Consider the following 1209-nt stretch of genomic DNA (forward strand, 5'->3'; position numbering starts at 1 on the left):
ACCGATCAATGTAGATCCTGACTCTCCGGTAGTGATCAACCCAGATGGAACGGTTACGGTAGCACCGAACACGCCAGCGGGAGACTACGAAGTAGAGTACAGCATCTGTGAGGTGTTGAATCCGGGCAACTGTGATACAGCGACAGTAACTGTAACTGTGACAGCGCCAGCGATAGAAGCCAATGATGATATCTACACAGGTATCAACGGCACAGAAGGCGGAACAGTACCGGGCAATGTATTGGATAACGATACCTTGAATGGTGAGCCAGTAAATCCTGAAGAAGTGATCTTGACACCGATCAATGTAGATCCTGACTCTCCGGTAGTGATCAATCCAGATGGAACGGTTACGGTAGCACCGAACACGCCAGCGGGAGACTACGAAGTAGAGTACAGTATCTGTGAGGTGTTGAATCCTGATAACTGTGATACAGCGACAGTAACTGTAACTGTGACAGCGCCAGCGATAGAAGCCAATGATGATATCTACACAGGTATCAACGGCACAGAAGGCGGTACAGTATCGGGCAATGTATTGGATAACGATACCTTGAACGGAGATCCTGTGAACCCTGATAATGTGACCTTGACACCGATCAATGTAGATCCTGACTCTCCGGTAGTGATCAACCCAGATGGAACGGTTACGGTAGCACCGAACACGCCAGCGGGAGACTACGAAGTAGCGTACAGTATCTGTGAGGTGTTGAATCCTGATAACTGTGATACAGCGACAGTAACTGTAACTGTGACAGCGCCAGGAATAGAAGCCAATGATGATGACTTCGGTCCGATCAACGGCACAGAAGGCGGCACAGTACCGGGCAATGTATTGGATAACGATACCTTGAATGGTGAGCCAGTAAATCCTGATGATGTGATCTTGACACCGATCAATGTAGATCCTGACTCCCCGGTAGTGATCAACCCAGATGGAACGGTTACGGTAGCACCGAACACACCAGCGGGAGAATACACGCTAGAGTACAGTATCTGTGAGGTGTTGAATCCTGATAACTGTGATACAGCGACAGTAACTGTAACTGTGACAGCGCCAGGAATAGAGGCCAATGATGATGACTTCGGTCCGATCAACGGCACAGAAGGCGGGACAGTACCGGGCAATGTATTGGATAACGATACCTTGAATGGTGAGCCAGTGAACCCTGATGATGTGACCTTGACACCGATCAATGTAGATCCTGA

1 protein-coding gene is annotated in these 1209 nt (G+C 49.0%); it reads left to right on the forward strand.

Features of this window, described 5'->3' with window-relative positions; genetic code table 11:
• On the forward strand, nt 1-1209 hold a 1209-nt coding region (locus tag CLW00_RS21500; protein ID WP_211300245.1), incomplete at both ends, for a hypothetical protein.

This window comes from Mongoliibacter ruber (assembly GCF_003003005.1).
Taxonomy (GTDB): domain Bacteria; phylum Bacteroidota; class Bacteroidia; order Cytophagales; family Cyclobacteriaceae; genus Mongoliibacter; species Mongoliibacter ruber.